This is a genomic window from Thalassotalea sp. 273M-4 (assembly GCF_041410465.1).
Classification (GTDB): Bacteria; Pseudomonadota; Gammaproteobacteria; order Enterobacterales; family Alteromonadaceae; genus Thalassotalea_A; species Thalassotalea_A aquiviva.
The window spans coordinates 2,448,263-2,474,357 of the sequence record NZ_CP166961.1 but is presented as its reverse complement, the minus strand read 5'-3'; the positions used below and the strand labels follow the sequence as shown (position 1 = coordinate 2,474,357).

The window sequence follows — 26,095 nt, the reverse complement described above, 5'->3', positions numbered from 1 at the left end:
TTTTTTAGTTCTGATCAGTATAGTAATGATTCAATTTTTATTGGTGCTTTGGCTAAACCAAGTTTAACAGCAGGAACTTCATGTTGCTCACCTCTTCGTTTCATATAGTTGTGATAAAAGCGAAATATGCCTGATAGCTTTGATATCATATCTACTCTATAAGGACTGAAGCCATACCATTTGTTGTTTGTACTGGCACTCGTTGAATCTCGGCTAAACATACGAATTTTATCTCTAGCCACCTTAAAGAAACCCTCAACACCATGAAGACTTGCCTTGTGGTAAAGATTAATCATATGTTCTTCACTGTAATCTCCTAAGTCAGTAAACATTCTTACCATTTTTTGCGGTTCGTACATGGTTGGTATAGGACACCTTACCCAAGTTTTTCGGCTACCATTTTCGATTGGAATTTGGTTTTCAATTTCATGACGGTAAAGCTCTTGGATAAGTTGATATTTTGAGGTGTTATCTAAGTCTTTCCATGCGATTCCTGTTTTTAACTGCATCTGCCTTTCAAATTGTTTAATCATGTATGTTCTTTGATTTACAGAGATGTTCTTACCATTGGCAACAAACCAACCATCAGCAGTTCTGGCAGTAATTCGGTCATTAAAAATTATATTAATAGCGTTCCGTATTGAAGGCTCTCTATCAACGAAGAATCGAACCTTTTCAACTGATTTAAACATTTCTTTATTGGCAAGAAAGTGGGCATATGTAGAGTAGTCGCTATGAACTAACATACCCTGTTTTGGCAATCTAACATCACCATTTGGCTCATCAATAGCATCTAAGTTAAGTTGAATAGAATGCTTATATTCCGTAAGCCATATTTGGTATTCTGGACTATCTACATCTAGCTTTAAAGGGTTAGGATCTTTCTCGTGTAAAGCCTTTTCTAAAAATTCAGTTTCTTGCTGTTTAAATTCATCAGGAAGCCACAACCTAGCATATTTTCGATGCTGTGGTCTTTTATCCTTTTCTAGCTCAAGAATCGGGTCATTAAGAATAGCTTCTTGAGAAATATCGTGGTCAACATTAAAATCCCAACCAAAGACATATCGACTTCTATTATCAACAGTGGCTAGTCCGTAAAGCTGAATAATTCTTCTATCTTTTCGTTCAGGCCAATTGACCGTTTGAACTTGCCTATCGCAAGATAAATAAAGCCTGTCACATCCTGTTTCCGAAAATTTAAGTTCCCTTTCTCCCATAAACTCTTGAACCTTTTCATAGATCCATCCGACTCGGTTGTAGAAAGTTTCTGGATTTATTTCTGCTATTTCAAGAATTCCCTGGACAGGAACTTGAGCAACAATAGCTTTAAAAATAGTTCGATTTTTATGGCTTACTCTTTGCTTTCTTCTTTTATTCGGCTTTGAAAAGACTTTCTTGCAGGATAGGCATTGGTATCGCTGAGAGCCAGCAGCCGTTTTGCCGTAAAAACGATACGAATCAGAATTTGCAATGTCGATATTGTTATTTGGGCAATCAATTGTAGGGCAACAAGTTTTAGCCACAACTCTAAATTTATTTATCCTATTAAACTCTTCTGAAAGACTCTTGTTGCTTTTGATAGGAACTCTTGAAAGACATTGATCACAGAAGATTACAGGGGAGTTTTTACCCGATGCCTGAACTTTATATACAGAAGATGATGACTTTCTCTTTTTTATTATGTTATTGTAATGAGGGTCAACACCGTAGTTTATACACAAAGGATTGTTACAGCAATTCACCTGAATACCATCAAAGGTTTCAGGTATTATTTTCTCTTTTTTCCCCTCTGAAGATTTTTTAAGCATAAAAAAAGCCCTATAACAACCGTAACTGATTAATTATAGGACATTTTTTGTTGTTCAGCTAACATTTATCAACACGTTAACTGAAAGGCTCTGCTTAATAGCTCGCCTTTTATTTATAAATTTGGTCTCTCAAAAAGGTCGTCAATTTCATCTAGAGAGTGATGAGAATCCTTCTCACTATCACTGCTAAAGTCATGTTCTCTCCCTGAGTACCTATCTACCATACTGGTGTATATATCATCTAAATCAACACAGCCTAACAATTGCTCACTTAATTCTTCTAATTCAAGATTATATTCTGACAATACTGATTTGATATGTTTGTTGACTTCATCCTTTATGGGTTTGTAGTGGCATAGTTATTTTGGCCACCTAATTAGAGGATGTTATGATCCGTTCATAGCAATATTAGGTGAATTAAATGACTAAGAAGTCGCGTAAGAATTTTAGCCCCGAATTTAAATTAGAAACCGCCCAGTTGGTTATTGATCATGGTTATACCCATGAAGAAGCATCCAAGGCGATGGGTTTAGGTTATTCAACCATTAGTAAATGGGTGAAACAGCTAAAAGAAGAACGTCAAGGTAAGTCGCCGAAGGCGACACCAATGACGCCAGAGCAACTCAAAATACGTGAGCTTGAGAAAAAAATCGAACGCATTGAGTTAGAGAAAGAAATATTAAAAAAGGCTAGCGCTCTGTTGATGTCGGACTCACTGAACAATTCGAAATAATCGAAAAACTCAATAAGAGCCAAAAAAGCCAATATCCAGTGAAAGTGTTATGCGACGTATTTGGTGTTCATCGCAGCAATTATAAGTATTGGCAACAACGCGATAAGTCTCCTTCGATTGAGCAACGTACGTTGCTCAATAAAGTAGAAGAAGCACATGAGTTAAGCGGTCGCTCTGCTGGAGCGAGAACCATTAGCGAGATAGTCACTCAAGACGACAGTGACCTCACGTTGAGTCGTTACCGAGCCAGTAAGCTCATGAAAAAGCTTGGGTTAGTCAGTTGCCAACTGCCGCAGCATGCCTATAAGAAAGCATCGAAAGAGCATATAGCCATTCCTAATTTGCTCGAGCGACAGTTTGACGTTGTGGAGCCAAATCAAGTCTGGTGATGTTACTTACATTTGGACAGGAAATCGTTGGGCATATTTAGCGGTTGTAATCGACCTATTCGCACGAAAACCTGTTGGGTGGGCCATATCCCACTCTCCAGACAGCGAGTTAACCGTTAAGGCCTTGACGATGGCTTATGAACTGCGAGGACGTCCGCAAAACCTCATGTTCCATAGTGACCAGGGGAGCCATTATACCAGTCGTAAATTCAGACAAAGATTATGGCGCTATAAGATAAAACAAAGCATGAGTCGCCGCGGGAATTGTTGGGACAATGCTCCAATGGAGCGTTTCTTCAGAAGTTTAAAAACGGAATGGATTCCAACAACGGGTTACAGTAGTTTCAAGGAAGCTAAGTTAGAAATAACGAAATATATTATTGGATATTACAGCCAAGTCAGGCCACATCAGCATAATGGTGGTTTGTCGCCAAACGAGTCAGAAGAAAGATACTGGCAAAACTATAAAACTGTGGCCAATTTAACTTGACCACTACACATAAGCAAGCTTAAAGAGTGGAGCAGTGATGAATTTGGTACTCCTAACCTACTAGTATCTCAAGACGATGGTTCTTTTCATCTAGGGTATTATGCAGGGATGGGAAACTCAGATAACACACCAATAGAAAAACTAGACTCAATATATAAAGAAGTCATTGTTCCACTATATCAGTCAGGAGAACTGCAAGCTTCTGGTAAGGTTTTCACGCTCTATTCTGGGAGTGATTTTTTCAAAAAGGTAGTTTTTCAAGGGAAATAATTTCGCCCGTGGTTTGCAACTATAGAGTATTAGGGTTTGAAGTACTCACAACTCTTACTTTAAGTGTAAGGGTTGAAGATAACCTCACCTTTTGCTAATTTACATTCAAGCTTTATCACAGGCGGTTACGTCTGATAATAGCATTTATGCATGCTACCCGTTACGGGAAATTGCAAGGCTGGCAGCCTTTCTATTAGATACAAACTCTTTAGGTTGTATGGTGATATTAAATTGGCGGTAATCGAGTACGATACCGGGTTCGCAGCATATAGAGGTTCCTACTGGCCTGCGGCATTAATTTATATCGGATATAACTATGCCTGTAAAAAACTCAACTCCAGCAAACCAATCTTTAAAACATTACAAAAGCCTTTCATATGAAACACTAGCAGCAAGCTGGCTGCTCAATGATGGTTGGGATGTTTTTCTTCCCATGATAGATCATGGTTTAAAAACCGATTTTGTTATCTCTGATGGCGATGATTTTTATCGCATCCAAGTTAAATCAATTGAAACCAATGATGAAGAAAATCTAGTAGAAAATAAATGGGGTGACGCAAAAATTGACTACGTCATTTATTTTTCAAGAGTTGGTAATTGGGGTTATATCACGCCACTTTTCAGACAAATACGAAAACGATTGAATGCCAAAGGCCATGTAAGGTTTCATCAACACCCTAAAAACTTCACTAAAGCGTTTAAATTGATATGATGTTGATAAATGAATAGTTAGTTGTATCAACTGTTAGCTAATACAACTAACTAAAAAATTAATCATTAAATCCATCAAAATTAGGAGCTAGGTGGAGACCTTCTACTCCGTATAATGCCAAGCGATTTTTAAGTTTTAATCTAAAGTAATGTTCTTCAACGATAGGATCTTTTGAGCAATCAACATATAACTTTTGAAGTAAGTAACCAACTGATGATGCTCGTACTCGTTTGTGAAGAATCCCATCAGTCATGTTGAATTCATTTAAAACGCCACTTGAATCTTTTAAGCTAGGGTGAGGAATAATTTCTAAATCGACTTGACGATTCCATTGAACATCTTCGTTCTGAAGCTCTTTAGGCAATACTGGTTCTTCAATAGTATGAGCACTTTTAAATCTAGAAATTACAAAATCGGCAAATCGACCCTTTGTTCTATCATAAGCCCTTAAGTGCCATCTTGAACCATTAAACATGTAAGAGTGTGGAATTAGTATTTTTTCACTTGCACCACTTGAGTTGGAGAAATACTCACATTTAATAGGAGCTCGTTGAAGAATTCCTTTAGTTATTGCTGTAACAACCTCAATATCAGGTTCATCAATAATATCGATCACTTCACTCGATATATAAGACTTTGTATTAGCTTGAATTTCATTTCCTGTAAGTTGTGCTAAAACCTCTGAAGATTTGAATTTGAATAGCTCTTTCCAATCCTCACTTAAGAAATAGTTTTTTGAATTTGATGAATCAGAGATGTTGTTTGGCATCAGATTTTTATATTCAGCAATATCTCTACTTGCAGCCGCAGTTCCTATCCCAAACTTCTTAATAAGATCAGCTCTGGTAAAGCTACCTAGAAATCTTAGGCAAAACTCTATGTACCTTAATCGGCTTACTTGTTGTGAAGGTAAATGTTTGAGATCAATCATCTTTAAGCATCGTTTATTTATAATAAGGCTTGTATAGCATAGATTTCATTAGAGTACAAATACAATACCATGATAAAGTCTTTATGGTTTTGTTACTGCCTTAAAATTATATCTTGATTGTATCATCAGTATACGGTAGATTATTAATTGAACTGCGCGGGTGGTTGTGTGAGCACCTAGATATGTTCGCTATATAGGTTTATTAAATTGTTTAATAAGGAGTAAAAAATGTCAGGAAAAAATCAACATGTAGTACCACATGACTCTGGTTGGGCTGTTAAAGGCGCTGGTAACTCTAAAGCTACATCAGTTCACAGCACGCAGGCAGAAGCGGCAGCACAGGCTCGCTCTATCGCACAGAATCAAGGTTCAGAAATGCTAATACATGGTAAGAACGGTCAAATCAGAGAGAAAAATAGTTACGGTAATGATCCATATCCACCGAAAGGCTAAATGGTTTTAAATGTAATTACTGCTGGTAGGCAAAGCTACGGTATTTCTTATTATGTAATGTAATTTGAAGATTAATAGTATTAGAGATTATTCATGAAATGGACTAATGGAAAAAAAGAGCAACTATTTGTTATTGCTAAGATGCATGATAAAAAGTTAGTAGCTTTGAAGGAAGTAAATGAGTCAAGTGAGGTAATACATTGTATTGCTGAACAAGTTGATGAAGAACCTCGTGCTGTTTTATTCATGTTAGCTAAAATGGGTTTTTTTAAGGCTAATAACCGTACTAGTTATAGAGATGGTGTTTTTTATAAAAGAGATGCTAACGTTTCTATTGAGCAGTTTAGTATTCATCCACAATTTGAAAGGTTATCTACAGAAAGAGCAACTCAACTTGAGTTGGCACTAACCGAATTGATCAAAATTAGTAGTCCACTGCAAGATTGCCTATCTCTATTAAGTGAGCAATTCGAGATAAGTGAACTGAATATAAAGTATGAATTAGTTAGGGCAGGTCTTCTAGTTCATGATAGTTCTAAAGGGTATCAATTTTCAGACAGAACATACCTTCAAGAAGACGAACCTATAGCTGTTTCCGTTGGTAAGTTACAACCCGAAAATAAACTGAAAGATGCAGTTAATAAATATAGGGCTCATGCATCCCAATTGTATAATGTAACTAACCACAATAGGCCTTGTTTGATTCAATCAAATGATGGAACTGGCTTTGGCAAATCCTATGGTGTTATTTCCGAGTACATAGATTATTCCACTAAGCCAAATATTAGCGGTCAATTTACAAACCTTGTTTTTGTTAGTCCACAAAAATCACAATTTGATTTTGATTCAAGCTTAGTTAGTAAAGCACACAACGCCGGTATTGAGTTTGTCGCGTTTCTTTCTATGTTAGATCTTACAGATCTCGAATTTGAGAGCTGGGTTAGCTCACCAAATGGCGAAAAAATAAAAAATAGTGTTCTTTACACAACGTGGATTAAGAAGAAAACCAAGTATAAATCGTTAGAAAAAGGGTTAACTAGGCTTGCACAGTCAGTAAGAACAGTTGAATCACTTCAAAACCGTATTAATACGGAGGTAAAAACCTATGAAGCGGATAATGCAGAGCTTATAAGTGACTTGAAGAAGCAACTTGAAGAACAGCGCAGAAATATGGAAAAAACGTTGTTTGATTTATCTTTGGCCTGCTTAAATTATAATTCTTCCCCCGTGGATTTAGAGGCTTTGTTTGAGTCTAATACTGAATTAGACATGTTTCGAACTGCAATTATTAAACACTGTATTCCGTTTTCTGTAGCAATGGTTAAACCTTGTATCATGCTTGCTACAACTAACAAGTTTGATCTTAATATTCGGTTGCCTCAAAAAAATCATCAAGGACTGTTTTCCTTTAAATCAATGCCATTTGATTGCATTGTTGGTGGAAAAAAGCATCTGACGGATTCTAATATTAGAACCGGTATTCACCTATCTGATAAACATGAGAAAAGAGTCGAGTTTTTAAAAGAGGACTTTTTCGAGGCTGATGATTCTAATTACTTCCGTGATAAAGGAATAGGCTTTACAGTTGTCATCGATGAATTACATGATGCACACAAGCTTTTCTCTGATTCTGCAACGACTACTTTAATTACCCCAGATATTCAGCTAGCCCATGTATTTGCCGGTGTTTATCGAATATATATGCAAGCAACGGAAACCGTTGAAAGTGATATTGAATACACGCCATTTTACGCTGATAAGTTAGCTTTTATAGAAAGGATTAAAGATAACCTTTCTAAATATTGTGATTTATCGGCGGGTCTCAATTTGAAATCAGTCTTAACTACATTTGCAGGAAATATTGATTTTGTTCAGATAAGGCATGGTGATGCAGAGCAAATAATTAATCTAACAAGGAATGCTTTTTGTTTTACCCCTAAGCGTTACTTTAATGAAGATGGTCTAAAAAGAATTAAAGTTCGATTAGCTCATGGTACGGGTACATGCCAGCTTTATTATACTACCGATAAATCTGATAACACTTTATCGCTGCATGATGTTTATCAAGTAACTATGGCTGTTTTAGCAGCAGCAGCTAAAGAGTTCAAATCTTCATCTGAATTTGTTAAGTCACTGAAACAGGGCGGAGATAGTAGCCAAAACTACCCGTTATACAAATTCATGAAGAAAGCCAGAACGGTAGCATCTGAAGTTGAAAGTATGTTTGATCGCCCAGATGAGAGTGAGGAAATTCAGATTGATCATTTTTATACATACTTTCACCCAAAAACGGTGTTTTCTTTAATCCCACAAAAGTTACTTGAATTTAGAGAGCCGTCATTAGAAAAGCTCACTTATGTAAATTTTTCTTTGAACTTAATTAAAGAACAACCCGAAGTTTCAATTCTACGGATGCTGCACAATACACAAAATGCAGTAATAGCGCTAAGTGCTACAAGTGGCATAAATAAAAATATTGTTGGTCAATATAACCAACCTTTTTTGAGAAAATACTGTTGTGAAGGTACTAATAACCTAGGCGTAGAAATTGTTGTTAGAGATTCAGATTCAAAAGATACACTCGTTAATTTAAGAGAAACAAGAGCTGAATTGAGGAAAGTTCAGTTTCACGTGTTTGATGAAAACCGTGAAGTTATAGATGAACGTGTACTAACAGATGATTTTAAGGCTACTTTTGAGCTCTGGTATCGCAAGTTAAAAGATTACAGTTATAAGCAAGATAAATACAAAACGATTGAATTTAAAAGGCAATTATCAGCCTGGTTACTTTGTGCATATGATGGAAAACATACACTATCTTTAGCGTTATCGGGTAACTTTTTAGGAGCCTTAAAAAAATATGTAATGGCAATAAGGGCAGGAAAAGCTGCTAAACCTGAAGGATTTAGAGGGTTAGATAAAAAGGGAAGAATATTCCAATTTACTCCTTTCCAAGGTAAACCTGTAATTCAAACTGTGCTTTTTAATGCTGAGCTTAATAAAGAGGTTGATGTTAGAAAGTTTGTTCAAGTTGATTCAAACAATTTGAAGTTGGCGTTTATGTCTACCTACAAAGGTGCCGGCACAGGGTTAAACTATTTTGTTGAATACCTCAATGAACCGGGGAGTAGATTCGAGGTTGATTTTGAGCGACTGGTGTTAGTTAATTCTCCTTTCTGGAGCCAAGTTATAAAAGATAGTGCAACCGGCGAAAAAACGCTTTATTCGTTAGCTAATTGTCTATCAATAATGAAGCGCATTTCAGATACTTCTGAAGACAAAGCACTTAGCGAGTTTGAGGTAAATCTCGTTCATGGTAAAGATTACCGATTCTTGAATTATGAGCATGAACTTGAGTTACTGAAAGCTATTATGCAAGCCATTGGTCGCATTGAAAGAAAAGATGCGAATATGCTTAGTGAAATATATATGGCATCTGATATTGCTGATATAGCGGCTGTTCAGTTTTCGAGGTTATCTAAAGACCCTAAAAATGACATTTTTTTCGAAAGTATGTCGTTACTAAATCATCGCTTTAAAACTGAATGTCACGAAAGAAGCCTTGAGGTCGGATTCAAAACAGAGTCTGAGAGAGAGGCGTTTGAATTAGAGGTCAAATCATCAGGAGAGCTTTTGAATGAATTTTTTGAAGTAACAGTCCCCGAGATAATTGAAGACGCCCGAAGAGGTGATGATGATTCTATGGAGTTTAATGAATTATTAAGAAAGATAACGTCTGCCAGTAACCCAGAAAAGTACATTCAACAATTACAAGCATCTCAAATAGCAAAAAGTGATAAATTGGTCGCCGCAGCAATTGATAAAATGTACATACGGTTAGACGGAAATAAGCAGAGTTTAAAGCTCTGTTACAGCGATAAATCTCCAGAAATATTGACTGATATAGTCAATGGAGATCGCCTATATCGCCCAGAAAAAATGATATCTTTAGACTACACCAGTAAAATGGAATTCACTCAGGATAACCTTGTCACAACGCTCGTTCGTGAAAGTGCATCAATATCCTTAGGTGCTTTCCAAAAGTATGTACCTCACCCAAAATTTATCAAATTGATTAAAGGTAATGTAGGAGAACACTTGTTTTCTCTGCTCCTAGATAAACTTAACGTTACTCCGCTATCTACTCAGGAAGTTATTAAAAGGGTTGGAAAAAGAGCGTATGAGCTTTTTGACTTTTATGTAGAAGTCGAGGGAATGTTGTTATGCATTGACGTTAAGAATTGGTCATCTAGTTTAGATAAAGCCGTGCTTTCTAAAAGTACTCATAAAAAAGCACTATCAAAGATTAATACTATCTCAGAATACGTTAGTTGTACTTATGATGAAGTTCATTACATGTATGTAAATGGGCGCTTAGAGAACAATTCATTGAACCATGAGCAAGAAGTTGATAACAGCGGGAAACTCTATTATTTGAACCTTTTTAAAGAAGAATCTAGCTATAGACCAAAACACAAAAGAAATGCATATGGTGAAACCACACAATATTTTGACGGTAGTCAGCTTAAACAAAGAATTGCACTTAATCGTGTGGTATCAACTTTACTTCAAGGAAATGTGTAATGACTTATCAAAGTACTATTCTTGCCAATAATATGCCAGCAGCATCCACTAATATTATTGATGTTCACGGTGAGCTCAATGAACTTATAGCATCATTATTTCAATCACTTAATAGTGATTTATACATAGGCTGTAAGTCTAAGTCTTTCGTTAAGGAAGAAAAGAGTCAAGCTGAATTTGAGCAAAGAATTCATCGAGAGATAAAAATATCAATTCGTAGAGAGCTTAAGTTATCTAAAGATAAAAATGTTCAATATGAGATGGTAAAGCTATATAACAATGGCTCGTATGAAGTATATTTTTTCTATTTAACTCATATTTTACCTAACTACGCTGTATTGGTTGAGGAATTATCTCAACTAAGTAAATCACAAAAGGAGCGTTTGATATCTGGACTAATTAGCTTGCAGCTTAAGACAGAGTTTATGGAGCAAACCAAGGATAAATATGAGTTTTCTCCAAGCTTTTATAACGCAGAGCTTTACTTGAGCGTGCAAAGGTCTGGTCGAGAAAAAAAGAATGGAACGGCATATTTTGAAGTGCTTAAACCTGAAATTTATTTTTCGCCCACTCAAGAATTGTGTTTTGAGTTGAAGAAGAAGGTTTTTAAAACTCAAAAGTTGGAAGCTGTAACAGCAGATCTAGATGAGACTAAAGCGTTATTTAAAAACAAAGAGTTTTCCTATCAGGCAAGTAGAGATATTAGCGCCACGAAATTCTCCAAACGCAAGTTTATGTCTTTTGGTGATAAGTATCCAGCTTCAGTTAATTATGCACAAAACCTTATCTCTGACATATTACAAGGCATATTAAATAGACTAGATATAGCATTTGAACCACGCATCTTTAATGCAACGCATGTAACTGATCAATTTTTAGAGTCTGAAAAAGAGCATCCCTCAAACATTGTTCTAATAGATAATTTAGGGCGTGATTTTGACCCGGTGAAAAAAGATAAAGCTTTATCTCAGCTTCATTCAGAGTTCGAGAAAACTGGTCTGTCAATTGTTAAGCCTTCATTAGCAATTGAAGATATGTCACCGGATATAAGTTATATCGTATTAAATGAAGGGGATGGAAATTCTAGTATCACTTTATCTTGTGAGCCAGATAGGGTGTTTACTGGCTTTTGGGATGCTTATTGCAATACAAATTTTTCGCAAAAGCAGAACCTTGATTACTATACACGATTAAAAATTGATAAATTTGAATCACAAACGCAGGTTGTTATACAGGGGCTAAACTTTTCTGAATCGGATAAAGAATCGATAGTAAAAGGTGATGAAGAACGCTATGCGATATCCCCCTATAAGTTAGAAAGAATTAAATCTGAATTGTGGTTAAAACAGAGTGTCTTCATTAATCAGCAATTTACAGACATTAACTTGCCTAGTGCAAGCTTAAAGCTTGTTTATGTAAGAAAAACGGCAAGAAGAAAAAATAACTTTTTTGCATCAGTTGTTGAAGTGACGATAAAAGACAATGTATTAAAAATAACAAATAACCAGGTGATTAAATCTGAAGCTAGATTGAAATTAGAGTGTTCTTTTTTTGGAGAACGAAACTTTCACAACGGTAGTTTCTATTTATACGATGAAGATAATGATGTTTTACTTACGACATATAGCACAATACGTGTACCTCAGATTATTGGTAACACATTAGTTGATTCTATTTCAGTTGCAGAAAGTGATGAACGAACCGTCAATCGACAAAGCAGCATTGAAAGTTCTGTATTGCCTTACTATTTATTGCCGAAAGAACGCAAGCAGTATCATCATGTTTACCTGCAAGAAGCTGGCGTCGATCTATTCTACTTTGTAGCCCAAAAGCAAAGACCTAATCAAGATATAGCAAAGCAAAATCGTATTTATAACTTACTCACCTTTAACAGTAATGGTGATTTGTTGAATGCTTTGGAACAGCCAATAACACATTTGTTTTTTAATTCGTTCACTGAAGATATTTTAAAAATAAATGAAGTAAGTAAAAGTTCGCTATTGGAAAAAATTGCCAAGCTATACCTAGAAAATTAATAAGGTAGGTTATATGAATTTAATTGATAAGCTGAACATTAATTTTGAAGAGAAACCTAATCCTAAAGTTACGTTCTCTGATGACTTTGAATCAGAGTTTTTGAGTTACCCTCGAAAAAGAACATGGCCGACAATTATTATTATGCACGAAGGTCCTGTAAAGTTAGAAATACCTGTTTTTGCTAGGAAAGCAGGTGAACTTCACGGTTTCATGCCTCTGTATGATGTGGCAATCGGAGAGTTCACACTTAAACATAATGCAATCTATTACTTAGCTGGTAAAGATAATAAAACTAGGACAGAGCAATATAGGATGATGAGTATTGCAAAGCATAATGATCCCCGTCGATTTTATTTAGATTTGAAGGGCCAGTTTAATGGAACCCAATTGCATAACTTTATATTGCCTAAAGAAGATAGGTATATAAAAAAAGTAAGAAACGTTGATTTCAATCACCTTAAGTATTACGAACAAGCTAAATCGAAGTTTGTAGAATTACTTGCTAGTCAATAAAGTAAGTATCCTAAGTTATCCCCCATAAGTTATTGATATTATTTTTATAAAGCGTTAGGTTTATTTGACTTAACCGTACATTTATTATAAAAAGGAATTGGCTTTGCGGTTCAGTGCCGTAAGCTAGAACACCAGCTCTAACTTAGAACAGCCGTTCCAAGTTAAGAACAATCGTTCTAGCTATGAAAAATCTATGAAAAAACCAAGTAATAGACGCCTGAACTCGAGCCCTAACATCATGAAAAATATTACCTTCGAAATTTATCACCCTGATCTAAATATAGTCTCAGATAGAACTCTAAGAGGGCTTCTAAAAAAATTATCGTCCCTTCTAAGAGAAATACAATATCAAGAAGTATTTTATCTAATAAATAGCAGTGCTATAAGCCCTTCAGAAAAACAATCTTTAAGAGATAAGTTAAAAGGGCCCTTACATCATATAGATGCCTATTATTTTGAGCGAATAGAAAAGGGAAGTATTTTAATTGGAGGTACATTAACTGCCGTAGGTTTATGGTTGTTAAAAAACACTATAGGTGAATCCGTTAAAGAAGCTTGGAAGCAAAGTGAGATGCATCAAAATCTTGTGGATTACCTTTCAAAACCTAAGGAAAGAAAAGAAGTTTTGGATAGAAACATTGATAAAGTGATTGATGCGTGGAATTTTGAAAGTTTTCTCATTGAGAATATCGAAAAGAGTGAGAAGGAAGACAATTTAACAGTGAGAATTAATTTAACTACAGACCCAATGCTTAAGAAGCATGTGAAAGAGAATATAAAACAGATAGATACGGATCTAGTTTTATCTGAATTAAAAGAGGAAATAAAACGTTTGAAAATAGATAAATTCTAAACGAGCGTTTTAAATTTTTGTTAACCAACTTAATTATTTAAAGTTGTAGTTCATTTTCTATATTTGTTGAGTAGTTAACCAACTTCCATTATTAGAATGTAGAGAAAATATCCAAATAAACAGCCCCTGAATTAACCAACTTAATTAATAATCCTCAAGAATTTCTGAATAGTTAAAATTCAGATAAACAGAAAAAAGACAAACTTCGGTTTGTCTTTTTTTTCACAAATAAAACAATAATTTTTATTAGGTAGCTAGAAAGTTTGATTACTGTATATTGATTAACAGTAATTGATAACGAGAATGATCTGTTACTGAAGGCTTCTTCTTTAGCAATAATATCTTAACTATGAAAGTTAAATAGCTGAAAGATATGGTTTAAAAAATAGGATTATGTAAATATAGTTTTGTTTTACTTATCTATGTAACTTTCTTAAGGGATTTGTAAATACTAGCATCAGCAACAGTAACAAGGATGTAGATATGTCAGAAGAGTTAGAAAAAGAAGAAACTAAATTAAAGCGCATCACTATAAAAACTGAGACTGGCAGTAAGTGGTTTGATGACCCGGATAAGTTGTTGGCTTGGGTTCAACAACAACGTCAGCTATATGGTTTTCACAGTAATGTTAGCCAGCGTTATCAAATGCAGCAGTTATTCAGTACGTTTGATCAAAGTTGGAATAGTTTACAAAAACAAATAACCGATGGCTTGCGCCGCTTTAAAAACGATCCTGATAACTATAACAATCGAGTTGAGCAATTTAGTAATAGCTTTTCTTTTTATCTAACTAATAAACAACTTTTTACTGAAGAAGCGTTATTTGCACCATTCGTGCAACGCCAATCTGAGAAAAGTGTTGAATTGGGGCTCGCTGCCTTAGCGGTAGCTTTTGATGTTAATGTATCACCTGTTGATCGCAAAATGTATCTAGGCTTGAAGCAGGCAGATGAGTATTTTGCGGGTAGTGATGATCGTATTAAAGATGAAGCGGACTCATTGCAGCAATTAAAAGAGCGTTGGGATGAAGAGCAAACTAATCAGCGAGATAACTGGGTTAATGAATATCAACAAAAAATTGATGAAGCAACACGTCAAAACTTAAAAGTTGATGGTTTAATCAGTGATTGGCAAGAACAAACTGAAACGCAAACAGCAGACTTAGAAACGCATAAAGAAGAGTTTAAGAAAAAGTTCAAAGATGCACTCGCAAACTCCAAAACTGATTTAGAAAACCTCACAAAAACTTACGATGATAAGTTAGCACTGCACGCAGCGGTTAAATACTGGGGCATCCAACAAAATAGCCATAATGACAAAGCTAAGTTATACGCTAAGGCTTTAGGCGCAACGACATTTGTTGTTCTGCTGACCATTATATTATTTGCAATTTGGGGCTTAGATAAGCCATTCAAGGAAGTAGCCGTTAGCCGCTTAGTAACCGCAGCAGCGATAACTACGTTTGGTATTTGGATAATTAAAGTCGTGGGCAATATATTTATGTCTCACCTTCACTTGGCTACTGATGCACAAGAGCGCAGAACCATGATCCACACCTACCTTGCATTAACGCGAAAAGGCCAAGGACCCAAAGAAGAAGACCGTCAACTTATTCTGCAAACCCTTTTTAGACCTAGCACAACAGACATGGTTAAAAATGACCAAGGGCCCACTCAACTCGTAGACTTAATTAATAGATTGTCTCCCAAGGCATAAGGCTTAAACAGTGCAACATTTTTCGACTTTTAAAGAACTTGTAGAACATTATGCGTATAAGCTGAATTACAAAGAATCTGGCTGGTATAAAGGCTATAAGAAAACTAACCAGCTCGTACTTGATGACCCTTTATCTGATAGCAGTTTAGAGTTGATTTGGTATACCAGAGATAATTCAGTATCGAGTCTCATGCAAGGCGCTCCATCGAAAACAGAATTTGAAAATGCAAAGTCTTTTCTCTCAGAAATTACTAACTTAATTTTCGAAGCTCCCAATAGCAAAACGTTTAAAATGGTAAGTGAAAAGTTTAGAGAAGCCGTCAATGACGGAATTCTGTCAAAATACTACAAAGCCTTGTTGAACAGAGCTTTTGCTGCAATTGCTCCTGAGAAAGTTACTTCAGCCGTTCGTGAAGTCAACTTTGATCTAGCAGCCAAATACTTAAACGAAGAATTTAATTTGGGATTAATCCTTAAAGGTAATTGGTGTGAAAAGAACATAGAGTTAAAGAGTGCGCTAAATAATTTATTACCTGAAGGTTTTGATCCGTTTTATACCAACATGGCTATTTGGCATTTGTCTGAAGAGTTGGATAGAAAGCTGAATGAGCAAAAACAGAAAAGTAATTTTGTAAAAGAGCCAAGCAGTTCAGTTTATTCAGTTAAATCAACCCCATCACTCAACCAAATCCTATATGGACCGCCGGGAACTGGAAAAACCTACCACTCAATACAAGCTGCAGTAAAGGCAGCAGATCCTCAACTATTTAGTGAGTTAGGTATAGATGAAACCTTTGGTGCGACACAAGAGCAGCGAGAGGAGCTAACTCAACTCTATAAAGGCTTGTTTAATACTGGACGAATTAGGTTTGTTACCTTCCATCAAAGTTATGGATATGAGGAATTTGTCGAGGGGCTAAGTGCTAAAACCGAAGGCGACCAACTTAGTTACTATGAAAAGGATGGGGTATTTAAAGCTATTTGCAATGAAGCAAAAGGAGTCGATAGCGCATCAAGCTACATAAAAATAGGCGATATGTTTGGTAGTTTTAAGGTGCAATCAATATCGGCTGAAATTATCCACATCATTAAACAAAGTGGCACAGACTTATTCATGCCTAGGACTGTAATTGATGAAGTGGTTGACTTGGTTCAGTATAAATCACTATTTATAGATGAAGTCAATGCGGAAAAATTACGTGCTCTAAGCTCAAGCACTGATGTTTATTTCGTTTCTGGGTACAAAACATTATTCAAACCTCTTTGCGCTGAATTAATTGCAAGAAGAGCTAATAAAAGTACCCAACGTAAAAACTTCGTTCTAATTATCGATGAAATAAATCGCGGCAATATATCAAAAATTTTCGGTGAGTTAATTACACTCATTGAGCCATCAAAGCGTTTAGGACAGTCGGAAGCTATTGAAGTAACCCTACCATATTCTGGTGATAGATTTTCTGTACCAGATAATCTTTATATTATTGGTACGATGAATACCGCAGATAGATCTCTGGCACTTATGGATACAGCCCTTCGCCGCCGTTTTGATTTTGTTGAGATGATGCCTGATTACAGTGTATTACGTGACGAAGGTGGTGTGCCGTTCACAGTTAAAAGTAATGGTTTTGAAGTCGATTTAGCCTTGTTATTACAAACATTAAACAAACGAATATCCGCACTTTATGACAGGGAACATCAGCTAGGTCACGCTTTCTTAATGCCTGTAGTTAAGGCTATTGTTGCTGGTGAGGATGATAAAGCGCTTAATGAACTTAAGAACTGCTTTCAAAATAAGGTTATTCCTTTACTGGCTGAATACTTTTTTGAAGATTGGCAAAAGATTCGCTTAGTTCTTGGTGACAATCAAAAAAACAAAGCATATCAACTTATCAAGCAGTCAGATGTAGATTACGAGATGCTTTTTGGTGATACTGACGATGTTGGTGATTATGCAGACGATGTTCAGGATTATACGTTAATCAAAGCTGATTCTAAGCTTTGGCTTGATGCTCTTACCTATATAGGCATGTATAGCGCCAGTGATTTAATTTTCCCAAATCAGGATGAAGGTTAACTCGCTCAACATGCTTAAGAGATTAAAACGACGAAAAACGACAAACATTACCGTATTTGAGTATGGATTGCTAAGCTCTAGCACTAAAGCAATAAAGAAAAATAATGTTGAAACAATCACGGAAGATGCTTTTGAATATTTAAAGAAATGCTGTTTATGTGATGAGTCAGAGTCTCGCTTTTTAAAACTAAAAATTGCACATGGCATGGAAGTTCTGCAAGTGCAGAATTACGCTGGTGTGGTTCTTTGTCCTGATGGTACTCAAATAGAGGTGCTACCAAAAGTCGCTAAATATGCAAGTAGTGATAGCAAAGAAGAGCAATCAAGGCTTTCGCTGTTAATGATGCTGAAGTCCCTTAAGCAGTTTCGCCATATTGAGACTGAAGTTGCGAACATTAAAAGGCAAAAAATGCCATTGATGGAAATATTCATAGTGCAATTTTTAAATGCAGTTAATGATCTTGTTAAAAAAGGCATTAGAAGTGAATATGTTCGGGAGCAAAGCAATAGCAATTTTTTAAAAGGGAAATTGCATCATAGTCAACAGCTAAAGCACAACTTTATCAATCGTCACAAGTTTTACGTTGAGTTCGATGCTTACATCATGGACAGAGCTGAAAACCGACTCATACATTCAGCCCTTAAATCTGTCGCGACGTATACCAGTGTGAATAAGAGTAAAAAGTTATCTCAGGAACTGCTTTTTACGTTTGACGAGGTGCCTCTTAGCACAAACTACAAGAATGACTTTTCCAGTGTAAAACTGCAAAGGGGCATGCAACATTATGATGTGCCGTTAAGTTGGACAAGGCTTATATTGGAGGGCTACTCACCTCAGTCAATGTTAGGTGATAACAATGCTTATTCGTTGTTGTTTCCAATGGAAGCAGTGTTTGAAAACTTTGTCGCTAAATATCTGAAGCAACGAGTGACTACCCCTCAAGAGCTATCTTTTCAAGTACAAAGCAAAGCATTGGTGACTTATGGTGATAAAAGCTATTTCCGCCTCAAGCCTGATCTTTACCTTAAAGAGCTTAATGGTTTGGACACTGTATTGGATACAAAATGGAAATTAATCGATCAAAAAAAGAAAGCAGGTAAAGATAAATTTGATTTGTCACAGTCTGACTTCTATCAAATGCTGGGTTATGGCTATAAGTATCTCAAGGGGGAAGGAGTATTAATTTTGATTTATCCCAAAACAGATAACTTCGATACGATATTAGAAAATGACTTTTATTATGACGATGATCATAAATTAAAATTGAGAGTCGTGCCGTTTGATGTAAGTCACCAGGCCAAGAATAGAGTTAAATTGGAGTTGTTAGGGATTACTAGTCACAGTGATGCCATGTGACAATGTTGCAATTCTAAAATCATATTAATATAAAAAATGGGGGCGGTGTAGTTGCATAATTATTTTTGCCACGACAGTTCATATTCCCCCATACATAAATACTTAATTTCCATATAATCATCCAGCCCATACTTTGAATCTTCACGTCCATTGCCTGATTGTTTCACGCCACCAAAGGGAGCAGCTGCATTGGAAATAAGGCCTTCATTTATACCAACCATGCCAAATTCTAATGTCTCGGCTACTCGCCATACTCGGCCAATATCTCTCGCGTAAAAGTAAGCCGCTAAACCGTATTCTGTATTATTAGCCATTTCGACAGCTTCTTGTTCTTCATCGAATGGAATAATGATAGATACCGGGCCAAATATTTCTTGTTGTGCGATATCCATATCATTACTAACATTCGTTAAAATGTCGCTTGGCTTTCATTTAGTTCACCACCAAGTTTAAGACAAGCACCAGCTTTTTGGGCCTTAACAACGAGTTGATGTATTTCACGGCACGCTTTTTCGGAGATCATCGGGCCAATTTGTATGTTTTTATCTAGGCCATTACCCATTGCTAAGCTTTTTGTTTCGGCAATGAATTGTTCAACAAATTCTTCATAATCAGTGCGTTGGACAAAAATTCGATTGGCTTATTCCTCGTACCTCGCTAAAGTATAACCTATTGATTTTTTTAGCCTCTTATCGAGGCGTTAGGCTAGCGAACTTCGCTGGCTCTGTAAATCCTAACCTGAGTGACTTTGGTGTAATAAAATAGGGTGGAAAGCTAATGCTACGATTATTCAAACGCCTTCTTTGGCTAGTAGGCGGGTTTGTCGCACTATTTATCGTTCTATTGGCTGTTTACATGCTACGTCTGTGGACAACCGACTGGTCGGAAGCTGCAAGGGACGATATCGAAGCCTGGCATACAATGATAAAAGAGCATCACCCTGGCCCTGTTGATCAGGAAACCCCAGCTTTTGCGCAAATTATGGAAACTGCTCGTCGAGAGGCCCTATTGCTTGCTGAACGTGCAGAAAACAGAGCTGGATACCGCTGGTCCATGGAGCGGTATAAAGCTATCCACGATGACCCACATCTGCATGGATGGGCTATCGGATTGCCCGATCTGGGAGTGGAACACTGGTTTGGCCGTTACGATTGGCCAGGTTTCTATGCCGGTATTGAAAAGGGCAGCGATGGAGAGACTGTGATGCGGGTTACCGCTGCAGGCGGTGGCTTCGAGACTGGAGACGTCATCGTTTCATGCGATGGACGAGACATTAGCGACTGGCTCGATGAAACAATCTTTGCATTTCGGGGCTCGGGTATTCCAGCACGCGCTCGGGCGGCTGCTCCCTGGCTTTTTACCAAGCATGGGAATCCTTTTATTGCCTCACCCCAATCCTGCCGCGTAGCTGGAACCGAGGTGGAGCGCAAACTGATATGGGCTTCAATATCTGCAGCAGATTGGAAAGCCGGAGCACCCGGACAAAGGGGGAGTCGTCGCTCTTTTGGTTTCAAGATTACTGCGGACACTGCATGGATCACGATACCCACATTCAACAACTCTAGGGCTGACTCTCTGCAGGAGTTATCCGAAAGCATACAGTCTAATACGGATGCTATCCGCTCTGCAAAGCTTGTGATCCTCGACATACGAGGTAACGGCGGTGGCAATAGCGCCTGGGGGCGATTGTTTTCGAGAAACATCTGGTCTAGCGAATATGTCGAGGCCTTCTGGCGCACTGGAGCTCAAGCGGTGGACTGGCGACTCTCACAGGACAATGTGGAACACGTTCACGGCATCGCCAAAGAGAATCTGGAAAACGACTTAGCTAGCGGTCCTGCTTGGGCACGGCTTGCTGAAGACATGGAGAAAGCGTTTTCAAATGGCGAAACACTTTACCGTCAAACTTTCACCCAACGCCAACCTGCCAGAAATGTGATTTCACCCGTCAGCGGGAAAGTTATCGTGTTGATGGACTCCGCTTGTGGCAGCTCTTGTCTGGATTTCCTTGATCTGGTGACGTCGTTCGAAAATGTTTTACTGGTTGGCGAAGAGACAGGCGCGGACACAAATTACATCGATGTCAGGGGGGTATTTCTCCCTGGTTATCGTTTCCGCGTTTCAATCCCGTTAAAGGTATACCGTGGTCGGATCCGTCCAAATGGTGGTAGCTATCTGCCAACTTTGACTTTTCCTGTTGATCTCGACCAAGAAGATGAAGAAGCGGTAATAGCCTGGTTGAAGACCGCTTTACACTAATACGCTTAATTTTTTTATAAGCCAATCGAAACGGGCAAATCAGCCTTATAGTATTCGTTCTGTAGATATAGGTCTTTGCCCCACCTGTGCTGGTTATGTGGAGCATGTATTCAATTTTTTATGTGGTAAAGCTATTAAAGTAATATCTAAAGATACGGCTGAGTAAAGATTAGAATTATTGATATCAAGCTTTTTAATAAAAGAAGATCAACTATAAGGATATTAAAATTGGTCTTAATAAGAAAAGCATTCAATAAGTGCCCTATGTTTATATTCCCCCCATACATAAATACTTAATTTCCATATAATCATCCAGCCCATACTTTGAACCTTCACGTCCATTTCCTGATTGTTTCACGCCACCAAAGGGAGCCGCTGCATTGGAGATAAGACCTTCATTTATACCGACCATGCCAAATTCTAATGTTTCGGCTACTCGCCATACCCGGCCAATATCTCTAGCGTAAAAGTAAGCTGCTAAACCGTATTCTGTGTTATTAGCCATTTCGACAGCTTCTTGTTCTTCATTAAATGGAATAATGATAGAGACCGGGCCAAATATTTCTTGTTGTGCGATATCCATATCATTACTAACATTCGTTAAAATGGTTGGTGGGTAAAATGTTGGTTGGCTTTCATTTAGTTCACCACCAAGTTCAATGTAAGCACCAGCTTGTTGGGCGTTAACAACGAGTTGATGTATTTCACTGCATGCTTTTTTGGAAATCATCGGACCAATTTGTACATTGTTATCTAGGCCATTACCCATTGCCAAGCTTTTTGTTTCGGCAGTAAATTTTTCAACAAATTCTTCATAAACAGTGCGTTGCACAAAAATTCGATTGGTACACACACAGGTTTGCCCTGCGTTACGATATTTAGATACTATTGCCCCTTTTACTGCAGCATCTACGTTTGCATCATCAAAAACGATAAAAGGAGCATTACCTCCTAACTCCATAGAGACTTTTTTAACGCCTTGTGCACATTGTGAAATCAGCTGTTTACCAATATGAGTTGAGCCTGTAAAAGTAAACTTAGCGACAGCGTTATGTTGGGTAAAAACTTCGCCTATGCCCTGCGCATCAGTGCCTGTAATAACATTAAAAACGCCTGCTGGAATACCTGCTTGTTCAGCCAATGCCGCTAAGGCAAGTGCAGACAAAGGTGTTTCACTAGCGGGGCGAACAACAAAGCTACATCCTGCCGCCAGTGCTGCTGCAGCTTTTCTTGCGATCATGGCATTAGGAAAATTCCACGGGGTAATAGCGGTAACAACACCTACGGGTTGCTTTATTACAATAATACGTTTATCTGAAGAAGGTGCAGGAATGGTATCGCCATAAACACGTTTTGCTTCCTCGGCAAACCACTCTATAAACGATGCACCATAGGCAATTTCCCCTTTCGCCTCAGCAAACGGTTTCCCTTGTTCTTTGGTCAGAATAAGTGCTAAATCATCCTGATGTTGCATAATAAGCTCAAACCAACGTCGTAATAATCCTGCCCGCTCTGTAGCGCTATTTTTTGACCATGTATTAAATGCTTTTTTAGCGGCCAAAACAGCAGTTTCTGCAGTTAGCTTCGTGCAATCGGCAACATTGGCAATTATTTCGCCTGTAGCTGGGTTGGTTACCGCAAAGGTTGATGATGCTTGATGCCAGTTGTCGTCAATAAATGAACAAGACTTCATTAACGAAGGGTTTAACCTTAAGTTCATGACTAACTCCATGATGAATAAAGCATTAGTATGTAATGGTCTGGTTAAATTGACCACGGTTTTATAGTTTTGCCAGTATCTTTTTTCTGACTCGTTTGTCGACAAACCGCCATTATGCCGATGTGACTTGACCTAGCAATAATAGCTAATTATATATTGTGCTATCTCTAATTTAGCTTTATTGAAACAGAAAAAAGGGAGCGATGACAAATATGTCCCATTCTTATGTGCTAAGTCAGCAGAAATTGAAATTTTTGCCTTAATTAATACTTTGTAAGGGTTATATGTTTTTTAGTGATTAAATTTCCATTTCATGGTTTCTTAAACAAAAGGCTGACTCGGTTTTAAATCCTAGTCAGTCTTTTGTTATGAATTGCATGTTAGGTGGTTGTACTTTGCTAAGTGTCATAACCCCAAGGTTTACTTTTATCATCATAATGAATGCAGGTGGTTTGAATAAAAAGTAAGTACATGGTTATGAGGGAATATTTTGTCAAAGTAGGCTCAAAATAACTGGTTATGGTTAAGGTAATGGCGACTACTAAAAGCATATATTTAAGCCCCGCTTGAACTTGCCTATAGCCAACGCCTAGAGCCAACGCCTAAAGCCCACAATCTGAACCACCAAGGCTGTGTTTTCCAATGTTCTGATTTTTTATCTATCACGTGTATTTCCTCTGTTAATGTTAATACTTCAACTTCAAATACAGAGGCGAGAGCTTTAAGCGTTTCTAAGCTAGCACTTTGACCACTTTCAACCCGTTGAATCGTTCGAATACTAAGGCCACTGAATCTGGCAACTTGTTCTTGCGACCAATTTTTTAGCTAGTGTTTGCTCATAAACATCCCTTTTTAAATGGCTTTATACAGACTACCCTTTATTCAAATGCCCCGTTAGTTTGGGTGCATTTTATCGCGAGTTTCAAGCAGTAAATTAAGAGTGCCAAACCGATGACGAATAAAGCACAAAGCCAGCAACTTCTTATTGACGGCGCAAGCTGTGCCAGTTGTGTGAGCAAAATTGAGTCGGCAATACAATCAGTGCCTGGGGTGTTATCGGCACAAATGAACTTTGCCGATAGAACGGTTATGGTGTTGGGCACAGCGAATTCGAATGATTTAATTAAGGTGGTGGAGTCAGCCGGCTATCATGCCAAGCTACTAGAAACCCAACAAGAAGCGCAGTTGTTAGACGAAAAGGACGCTGCAGATCGGGCGTATTACACACAATTGCTTAAAAAGACTTATATCGCCTTGTCAGTTGGGATCCTTTTGATGATCTACGGTTTGTTTATTGGTGACATGAGCGTTGAAACAACAGCAGAAAGAATCGCATGGCTTATGGTTGGCGTAGTGACCTTGGGCGTGATGTTTGTTTCTGGAAAGCACTTTTATGTGGGGGCTTTTCATAGTTTTCAAAATCATTCAGCCAATATGGATACCTTAATTGCCTTAGGCACTGGCACGGCGTGGTTATATTCTATGGTGGTTGTACTTTGGCCAGATGTATTGCCGTTGCTGGCGCGTCACGTTTATTTTGAAGCCACAAGCATGATCTTAGGGTTAATTAATTTAGGTTTAGCATTAGAGTTAAAAGCTCGTGGTAAAACCTCGCAAGCGATTAAAAGACTTATCGGTTTACAAGTTCGAACGGCAACGGTTATTCGAGATAATAACGAAAAAGAAATCGCTATTGAGCAAGTATTAGAAAACGATGTAATAAAGGTTAAACCGGGGCAAAAAATTCCGGTTGATGGCAAAATCGTTGAAGGGCAAAGCTTTATCGATGAGTCCATGTTAACCGGCGAACCCATGCCTGTAGAGAAAAACCAAGATGATGAGGTGGTCGCTGGCACACTAAATAAATCGGGTATGTTTTTATTTAAGGCAACCCGAGTGGGTAAAAATACCACTTTGGCTCATATCATCGAGATGGTGAAAAGAGCACAAACTTCTAAACCGCCCATCAGTCGTTTAGCCGATGTGATTTCCGCATATTTTGTCCCGACAGTGATGATTATTGCCATATTTAGCGCACTTGCTTGGCTTAACGTTGGGCCTGAGCCCACCATCGCATTTGCAATGGTGTCAGCAACCACGGTGCTGATTATTGCTTGTCCTTGCGCATTGGGCTTAGCAACACCCATATCGGTTATGGTCGGGATAGGAAAAGCGGCAGAAGCTGGGGTGCTTATTCGAAATGGCGAGGCTTTGCAAACCGCATCCAAAGTTACGGCGATGGTTTTAGATAAAACCGGCACCATTACCGAAGGTGCGCCCAAAATTACCGATGTGATTTTAGCCAATGCCCATGATGAAAAAAGCGTGTTGCAACTTGCCGCTAGTTTAGAAAGTGGCTCAGAGCATCCATTAGCACAAGCGGTTGTACAAAGTGCCGTGGAGAAGCAGATTCAACTGTTAAAAATAGACGCTTTTAAAGCGATTTCAGGCCTTGGTGTTCAGGCAGAATGTGACGGTAAGGTTTTGTTGTTTGGTAACGCCAAATTGATGGCGAAACGAAACGTCAATTTAACTGGCTTTGTTGAAAAAACAACAGCGCTTGCCAAGGAGGCAAAAACGCCAATGTATTTTGCCATCAATGGTGAGTTGGCCGCCATTATTGCGGTCTCAGATCCCATTAAGCATGACTCTATTTCAGCGATTAAGCGGCTTTTGGCAAATAACATACGGGTTATTATGCTCACCGGCGATAATAAAGAAACCGCTGCAGCCGTAGCCTCAAAAGCGGGCATTAGTGAGTTTTATGCAGACGTTCTGCCTAAAGATAAAGCCAATAAAGTGAAAGCGTTGCAAAACGAAGGGGAAATTGTTGGGATGAGTGGCGATGGGATCAATGATGCCCCTGCGCTGGCCTTAGCGGATGTTGGCTTTGCTATCGGCACCGGGACTGATGTCGCGATTGAGAGTGCGGATGTTACTCTAATAAGAGGCTCTCTTCATGGTCTTGCCGATGCCATTTTGGTGAGCAAAGCGACCTTGCGCAACATTAAGCAGAATTTGTTTGGCGCCTTTATTTACAATGTAGCTGGGATCCCCATTGCCGCGGGTGTGCTTTATCCCATCTTTGGCATTTTGCTAAACCCTATTGTTGCGGGGGCTGCGATGGCGTTTTCCTCGTTTACCGTTGTTTCCAATGCCAATAGACTGCGTTTATTTAAAACGCGAGAGCATTAGG

Annotated in this window: 17 protein-coding genes and 1 pseudogene; 12 read left to right on the top strand and 6 right to left on the bottom strand. The window is 37.9% G+C overall.

The window, feature by feature from the left end; translation table 11 throughout:
• Positions 1–14 precede the first annotated feature (14 nt).
• Positions 15–1,808, bottom strand: a complete 1,794-nt coding sequence (locus ACAY00_RS11095) for a hypothetical protein (protein WP_371373468.1) — start codon at positions 1,806–1,808, stop codon at positions 15–17.
• A 421-nt stretch (positions 1,809–2,229) separates the two neighbouring features.
• Here ACAY00_RS11095 and ACAY00_RS11090 point away from each other — a divergent pair.
• Together ACAY00_RS11090 and ACAY00_RS11085 are read left to right on the top strand one after the other, a co-directional pair.
• Positions 2,230–3,420, top strand: a pseudogene (locus tag ACAY00_RS11090) (IS3 family transposase).
• Positions 3,421–4,006: 586 nt separating this feature from the next.
• Complete coding sequence (locus tag ACAY00_RS11085; protein WP_371373464.1) at positions 4,007–4,402, top strand: hypothetical protein; 396 nt, start codon at positions 4,007–4,009, stop codon at positions 4,400–4,402.
• A 58-nt stretch (positions 4,403–4,460) separates the two neighbouring features.
• Here the strand turns inward: ACAY00_RS11085 and ACAY00_RS11080 are convergent, their stop codons facing one another.
• Complete coding sequence (locus tag ACAY00_RS11080) at positions 4,461–5,333, bottom strand: helix-turn-helix transcriptional regulator (RefSeq protein ID WP_371373461.1); 873 nt, start codon at positions 5,331–5,333, stop codon at positions 4,461–4,463.
• A gap of 228 nt (positions 5,334–5,561) precedes the next feature.
• On the opposite strand from ACAY00_RS11080, the gene ACAY00_RS11075 reads away from it, so the two are divergent.
• The 8 genes from ACAY00_RS11075 to ACAY00_RS11040 all read left to right on the top strand — a co-directional run bounded on the left by ACAY00_RS11075 (position 5,562) and on the right by ACAY00_RS11040 (position 18,920).
• Positions 5,562–5,786 carry a DUF2188 domain-containing protein gene (locus tag ACAY00_RS11075; RefSeq protein ID WP_101215510.1) on the top strand — a complete coding sequence of 75 codons (225 nt, stop codon included), beginning with the start codon at positions 5,562–5,564 and terminating at the stop codon, positions 5,784–5,786.
• A 93-nt stretch (positions 5,787–5,879) separates the two neighbouring features.
• A complete protein-coding gene (locus ACAY00_RS11070; protein WP_371373458.1) occupies positions 5,880–10,370 on the top strand; it encodes a hypothetical protein in 4,491 nt (1,496 codons plus the stop codon).
• Entirely contained in the window at positions 10,370–12,406 is a 2,037-nt protein-coding gene (locus tag ACAY00_RS11065) for a hypothetical protein (RefSeq protein WP_371373454.1), read from the top strand. The genes ACAY00_RS11070 and ACAY00_RS11065 overlap by 1 nt, the downstream gene beginning before the upstream one ends.
• Positions 12,407–12,419: 13 nt before the next feature.
• Positions 12,420–12,920, top strand: coding sequence for a hypothetical protein (locus ACAY00_RS11060; protein ID WP_371373451.1), 501 nt, complete (start codon positions 12,420–12,422; stop codon positions 12,918–12,920).
• A gap of 238 nt (positions 12,921–13,158) precedes the next feature.
• The gene (locus tag ACAY00_RS11055; RefSeq protein ID WP_371373448.1) at positions 13,159–13,773 is read left to right on the top strand and encodes a hypothetical protein; all 615 of its coding nucleotides are present in this window, start codon (positions 13,159–13,161) and stop codon (positions 13,771–13,773) included.
• A 483-nt stretch (positions 13,774–14,256) separates the two neighbouring features.
• On the top strand, positions 14,257–15,489 hold the full coding sequence (locus tag ACAY00_RS11050) for a DUF6161 domain-containing protein (protein ID WP_371373445.1): 1,233 nt from the start codon (positions 14,257–14,259) through the stop codon (positions 15,487–15,489).
• 10 nt (positions 15,490–15,499) lie between these two features.
• Positions 15,500–17,563: an McrB family protein gene (locus ACAY00_RS11045; RefSeq protein WP_371373442.1), complete on the top strand. Its 2,064-nt coding sequence runs from the start codon at positions 15,500–15,502 to the stop codon at positions 17,561–17,563.
• 10 nt (positions 17,564–17,573) lie between these two features.
• Positions 17,574–18,920 carry an McrC family protein gene (locus ACAY00_RS11040; RefSeq protein WP_371373439.1) on the top strand — a complete coding sequence of 449 codons (1,347 nt, stop codon included), beginning with the start codon at positions 17,574–17,576 and terminating at the stop codon, positions 18,918–18,920.
• 59 nt (positions 18,921–18,979) lie between these two features.
• Here ACAY00_RS11040 and ACAY00_RS11035 read toward each other — a convergent pair whose 3' ends face one another.
• Both ACAY00_RS11035 and ACAY00_RS11030 read right to left on the bottom strand, forming a co-directional pair.
• Entirely contained in the window at positions 18,980–19,312 is a 333-nt protein-coding gene (locus ACAY00_RS11035) for an aldehyde dehydrogenase family protein (protein WP_371373436.1), read from the bottom strand.
• A gap of 17 nt (positions 19,313–19,329) precedes the next feature.
• The gene (locus tag ACAY00_RS11030; protein ID WP_371379705.1) at positions 19,330–19,506 is read right to left on the bottom strand and encodes an aldehyde dehydrogenase family protein; all 177 of its coding nucleotides are present in this window, start codon (positions 19,504–19,506) and stop codon (positions 19,330–19,332) included.
• A gap of 191 nt (positions 19,507–19,697) precedes the next feature.
• Between ACAY00_RS11030 and ACAY00_RS11025 the strand changes: the two genes are divergently transcribed.
• Positions 19,698–21,179 carry a S41 family peptidase gene (locus ACAY00_RS11025; protein WP_371373433.1) on the top strand — a complete coding sequence of 494 codons (1,482 nt, stop codon included), beginning with the start codon at positions 19,698–19,700 and terminating at the stop codon, positions 21,177–21,179.
• Between the two features lie 268 nt (positions 21,180–21,447).
• Here the strand turns inward: ACAY00_RS11025 and ACAY00_RS11020 are convergent, their stop codons facing one another.
• Entirely contained in the window at positions 21,448–22,899 is a 1,452-nt protein-coding gene (locus ACAY00_RS11020; protein WP_371373431.1) for an NAD-dependent succinate-semialdehyde dehydrogenase, read from the bottom strand.
• Between the two features lie 576 nt (positions 22,900–23,475).
• Positions 23,476–23,667 (bottom strand): hypothetical protein, encoded by a 192-nt coding sequence (locus ACAY00_RS11015; RefSeq protein ID WP_371379702.1) that lies wholly within the window; start codon positions 23,665–23,667, stop codon positions 23,476–23,478.
• A gap of 183 nt (positions 23,668–23,850) precedes the next feature.
• Here ACAY00_RS11015 and ACAY00_RS11010 point away from each other — a divergent pair, with 183 nt between their 5' ends.
• The gene (locus ACAY00_RS11010) at positions 23,851–26,094 is read left to right on the top strand and encodes a heavy metal translocating P-type ATPase (RefSeq protein ID WP_371373428.1); all 2,244 of its coding nucleotides are present in this window, start codon (positions 23,851–23,853) and stop codon (positions 26,092–26,094) included.
• Position 26,095: the final 1 nt, after the last annotated feature.